The 5058-nt window shown below is 65.5% G+C and carries 4 protein-coding genes and 2 pseudogenes; all 6 read right to left on the bottom strand.

What is annotated here, in order from left to right; genetic code table 11:
• Positions 1-250: pseudogene (locus H8B02_RS45075) on the bottom strand (EAL domain-containing protein); the annotation flags it as partial.
• Between the two features lie 176 nt (positions 251-426).
• Positions 427-1401 (bottom strand): 50S ribosomal protein L3 N(5)-glutamine methyltransferase, encoded by a 975-nt coding sequence (prmB, locus tag H8B02_RS45070; RefSeq protein WP_229172186.1) that lies wholly within the window; start codon positions 1399-1401, stop codon positions 427-429.
• Positions 1401-1868, bottom strand: a complete 468-nt coding sequence (locus H8B02_RS45065) for a molybdenum cofactor biosynthesis protein MoaE (protein WP_229172185.1) — start codon at positions 1866-1868, stop codon at positions 1401-1403. The genes prmB and H8B02_RS45065 overlap by 1 nt, the downstream gene beginning before the upstream one ends.
• A gap of 8 nt (positions 1869-1876) precedes the next feature.
• Positions 1877-2128, bottom strand: coding sequence for a molybdopterin converting factor subunit 1 (moaD, locus tag H8B02_RS45060; protein WP_229172184.1), 252 nt, complete (start codon positions 2126-2128; stop codon positions 1877-1879).
• Positions 2125-2739: a CDP-diacylglycerol--glycerol-3-phosphate 3-phosphatidyltransferase gene (pgsA, locus tag H8B02_RS45055; protein WP_016844474.1), complete on the bottom strand. Its 615-nt coding sequence runs from the start codon at positions 2737-2739 to the stop codon at positions 2125-2127. The genes moaD and pgsA overlap by 4 nt, the downstream gene beginning before the upstream one ends.
• A 192-nt stretch (positions 2740-2931) precedes the next feature.
• A pseudogene (gene uvrC, locus H8B02_RS45050) lies at positions 2932-5033 on the bottom strand (excinuclease ABC subunit UvrC).
• Positions 5034-5058: the final 25 nt, after the last annotated feature.

Genomic DNA, 5058 nt, shown 5'->3' with positions numbered 1-5058 from the left:
CGAATTCGGCGACCTGGCGGGCGAGGTCGGCGGTGCCACGCGACAGATCCGCGATCTGGCCGCCGACGTCGCTGCGGTCGCGCAACCGCATCGAGACGGCGTTGTAGAGGATCAGGCAGGTGAGGGCGGTGAGCGCCACGATCGCCGATTCCGATCCGCTGATGCCCGCCACCGAATACAGGACGAAGCCCAGCGAGGCTGCGACCAGCACCATGCAGATGGCGATGAAGATCGTCGAAATGCGAATCATGTCGCGCGCCCGCGCCCTCTCTCCGAACGTCCCCGGAGCGCAAGCTTAGCACCATTGTTGATTCGACGGGCCTGCGATCTTCCGAACCGGCTGGAACTGCACACGATTTTCGCTTCGTCTTGGTCGGTCTCGAAGTCGGGCTCCGTAATAGACCGGAGCCGGCCGCGGCGTGCCGGTCAGAGGTCGGCGGCAGCGATCCAGAACACCTCGCCCTCGGAGTCCTCGGTGTCGAGCCAGAGCAGCGGCAGGTTGGGATAGGCGGCCTCGAGATTGTCGCGGCCGCGGCCGATCTCGCAGAGCAGACCGCCTTGCGGGGTCAGATGCCGCTTGGCCTCATCGAGTAGGCGGCGGACGATATCGAGCCCATCAGTGCCGCCGTCGAATGCGATCTTCGGCTCGGCGCGGCATTCGCGCGGCAGCGCGGCCATGCCCTCGGCATCGACATAGGGCGGGTTCGAGATGATGAGATCGTAGCGCTTGTCGCCGAGCGGCTTGAACAGGTCGCCGCGAAAGAGCGTCAGGCGATCGTCGAGGCCATGGTCGGCGACGTTACGCGCGGCGACTTCGAGCGCATCCTTTGAGATATCCACCGCGTCGACCGCAGCGTTGGCAAAATGCCGGGCGGCCAGGATCGCAAGGCAGCCGGAGCCGGTGCAGAGATCGAGCACGCTTTCGACGTCGGCGGGATCGCCGATCAGCGAGGTGCCGTCCTCGTCGCCGCCAAAATGCGAATCCAGCAATTCGCCGATGAAGGAGCGCGGCACGATGGTGCGCTCGTCGACATAGAACGGCAGGTCGCGCATGTAGACCTTGTTGACGAGATAGGCGGCCGGCTTTCGCGTCGCGATCCGCCGTTCGATCAGGCCGAGGATCTGCTTGCCTTCGGCGACGGTGACGCGCGCGCTGGCGAAGTTTTCGAACTGGTCGGGATGCAGATGCAGCGTCTCGCCAATCAGGAACGCGGCCTCGGCCACCGGATCGGTGGTGCCGTGCGCGAACACGAGCTTCGCGGCATTGAAGCGGCTGACCGCGTAACGCAGGAAATCGAACAGGGTGTGAAGCTCGCCGGCCCCGACCTTCGGTGCTTTCTTGGGCGCTTTCGGCGCGGCGGGGCTGCTGCGCCTGGCCGGCACTTTGCTGCGCGTGGCCATCAGGACTTGGTCCAGCGCGCGGCGGCCGCGTCGTCATGGTCGCGCGCCTCGATCCAGCTCGTGCCGCGCGCACTTTCCTCGCGCTTCCAGAACGGCGCGCTGGTCTTCAGATAGTCCATCAGGAACTCGGCTGCCTCGAACGCGGCCTGCCGGTGCGCCGAGGCGGTCACGACCAGCACGATGTTCTCGCCCGGCGCGATGCGGCCGAAGCGGTGGATGATGGTGAGGCCCTGCAACGGCCAGCGCGCCAGCGCCTCGTCGGCGTGGCGCGCAATCTCGGCCTCCGCCATGCCAGGGTAATGCTCGAGCGTCAGCGCCGCGATCGGCTCGCCCTGTTCGCTGCCGCGGCAGATGCCGCTGAAGCTGACGACCGCGCCGACATCGGTGCGGCCCTTGCTCAGGCCGGCAATCTCCTGCGCGACGTCGAAGTCGGCTTCCTGGATCCGGATGGTCGCTGCGATAGCCATAGGAAGATCTAACCGCCGGTCATCGGCGGGAAGAACGCGATCTCGCGGGCGCCGGCGATCGCGGCATCCGATTTGACATGGGCATGGTCGATCGCGGCGCGGATCACCGTGGGCTTCTCGAAGGCGTGGGCGTAGCCGTCGTCGCGCGCCGCAAGCCAGCCGATCAGCTCGCCGACGGTGCGCACCTCGGCCGGCGGCTCGACGATCTCTTCGGTTTTGCCGATGCGTTCACGCACCCAGGCGAAATACTTCAGCTTCATCCCTCATCCTCCTTGATGAGGTGATGGATGCCGGCACGGAAGTAATCCCAGCCGGTGTAGATCGTGAAGATCGCCGACATCCACAGCAGCACGATGCCGATCAGGGTCGTCGCCGGGAACACCTGCTCGCCGGCTTCGCCGGCGATCAAGAAGCCGATCGCCACCAGCTGGATCGTGGTCTTCCATTTCGCAAGCTTGGTGACGGGAACGCTGACCCGCAGCCCCGCGAGATATTCGCGCAGGCCCGAGACCAGGATCTCGCGGCACAGGATCACGATCGCCGCCCATAGCGTCCAGCCATGGATCGAATTGTCGGCGGCCAGCATCAGCAGGCTGGAGGCCACCAGAAGCTTGTCGGCGATCGGATCGAGCATCCGGCCGAAAGCTGACTGCTGGTCCCACATCCGGGCGTAATAGCCGTCGAGATAGTCGGTGATCCCCGCCGCAATGAACACGGCCAGCGCCACCCAGCGCAGCCACAACGGGCCGTCCAGGATCGATTGCCAGTAGACGCAGCCGATCACCACCGGGATCGCGGCGATCCGGGCGTAGGTGAGGATATTCGGGAGGGACATGGTCTTGGTCTGTCCCCTTGTCGTCGCGATGTTCATCCGTTCTACCAATACCGCTGAAGCCAGAAGGTCAACCGTGCGGGCGCCTGAGCGCGGCGAGATTACGCTGAATCGTCATGGCACCTTAGCCCCTTGTTTATGCGTGATCTTTTCAGAACGTTGCTTGCCACTTTTCCGCATCATGCCCTAGATGCCCTGTCGCAGGCGACGCCCTGATGACTCGCCTTTGGTTTAACCCGGCTGGGCGTGGAAAAACTCGAAAATCTTGCGGGCACTCTCGGCGCTGACGCCGGGAACCTTGCCGAGGTCGGCGATCGAGGCCCGCTCGATCTCCTTGAGCGTTCCGAAGTGGTGCAGCAAGGCACGTTTGCGCGACGGCCCGATGCCCGGGATCTCCTGCAGGCCGGCCTCGCGGATGTCCTTTTTGCGCAGCTTGCGGTGCGAGCCGATCACGAAGCGGTGGGCCTCGTCGCGCAGCCGCTGGATGAAATAGAGCACCGGGTCGCGCGGCTCCAGCTTGATGGCCTCGCGGTCCGGCATGAACAGGGTTTCCCGCCCGGCATCGCGCTCTGGCCCCTTCGCCACCGCCATCAGCGAGACCTGGGTCAGCCCGAGAGTCTCGAAAATCTCCCTGACCGCGTTGAGCTGGCCCCGGCCGCCGTCGATGATGATGAGGTCGGGCCATTGCGGGAACGACTCGTCGTCCGCCTTGTCCCTCGCCTTGGCGGCCTCGCCTTCCGGCGGCTTCAGCAGCCGCTTGAAGCGGCGCTCCAGCACCTCGCGCATCATCCCGTAATCGTCGCCGGGCGTCAGCCCTTCGGACTTGATGTTGAACTTGCGGTACTGGTTCTTCATGAACCCGTCGGGTCCCGCCACGATCATCGCGCCGACCGCGTTGGTGCCCTGGATGTGGCTGTTGTCGTAGACCTCGATGCGCTTGGGCGTGTGCGGCAGGCCGAGCGTCGTGACCATGCCCTCCAGCAGCCGGCTTTGCGTCGCGGTATCGGCGAGCTTGCGGCCGAGCGCCTCGCGCGCGTTGGTGAGTGCGTGGCCGATCAATTCCTTCTTCTCGCCGCGCTTGGGCACGGAGACCTCGACCTTGGATCCGGCCTTCACCGACAGCGCGTCGGCGAGCAACGCGCTTTCCTCGATCTCGTGCGACAGCAGGATCAGCTTCGGCGGCGGCTTGTCGTCGTAGAATTGCGCAAGGAATGAGGACAGCACCTCCTCGGGCGTGAAGCTCTTTTCCGCGCGCGGGAAATAGGCGCGATTGCCCCAGTTCTGGCCGGTGCGGAAGAAGAACACCTCGACGCAGGAATAGCCGCCCTCCTGGTGGATTGCGAACACATCGGCCTCTTCGACCGTGCGCGGGTTGATGCCCTGCTGCGATTGGATCGCCGACAGCGCCGCGAGGCGGTCGCGGTACAGCGCCGCGGTCTCGAATTCGAGCTCGCCGGAGGCCTTCTCCATCTCGCCGCGAGCAACTGCTTCACGGCGTGGCTGCGGCCGGAGAGGAATTCGGTCGCCTCGCGCACCAGTTCGCCATAGCCCGGGAAATCGATCTCGCGCGTGCAGGGGCCGGCACAGCGCTTGATCTGGTAGAGCAGGCAGGGCCGGCTGCGGCTCTCGAAGAAGCCGTCGGTGCAGGAGCGGATCAGGAACGCGCGCTGCAGCGCCGTGATGGTGCGGTTGACCGCGCCTGCGTTGGCGAACGGGCCGAAATAGCGTCCGGGCCGCGACTGCGCGCCGCGATGCTTGAGAATCTGCGGCGCCCAATGGTCGCCGGTGATCAGAATATAGGGAAACGACTTGTCGTCGCGCAGCTGCACATTGAAGCGCGGCCGGAGCTGCTTGATCAGATTGGCTTCGAGCAGCAGCGCCTCGGTCTCGGTCGTGGTCGAGACGATCTCGACATGCGTGGTCGCCGCGATCATGCGCAGGATGCGCGCCGGCAGCGGCGCGTTGGCCCGCGCATAGGACGACAGCCGCTTTTTGACGTTCTTCGCCTTGCCGACATAGAGCACGTCGTTGGCGGCGTTGAGCATGCGGTAGACACCGGGCGAGGTCGGGGCGAGGCGGACCGCGTTCTCGATCGCCTCATGCCCGATCGAGAGCGTCCCCTCGGCGATTGTCTCGGCGGCGTCCTCCGATGCCTCGGGAAGACGCGCGTCATCCTCCTCCTCGGTGGCGGAGGTCTCCGGATCGACGTCGCTCGTGTCGAGCGTCAGGTCGTCCTGAGGCAGATCGGACTTTGCACTGCGCCGCGCCTTGGGGTCAGCCTTGGGATCAGTCTTGGGGGCCGGCGTCGGACGCTCGGGAGAATCGTGAACCATGGGCCGTAAATTAGGTGCTTGGGCG

It is taken from the genome of Bradyrhizobium altum (assembly GCF_020889705.1).
GTDB classification, from domain to species: domain Bacteria; phylum Pseudomonadota; class Alphaproteobacteria; order Rhizobiales; family Xanthobacteraceae; genus Bradyrhizobium; species Bradyrhizobium altum.
This window is presented reverse-complemented; position numbering and strand designations above follow the sequence as displayed.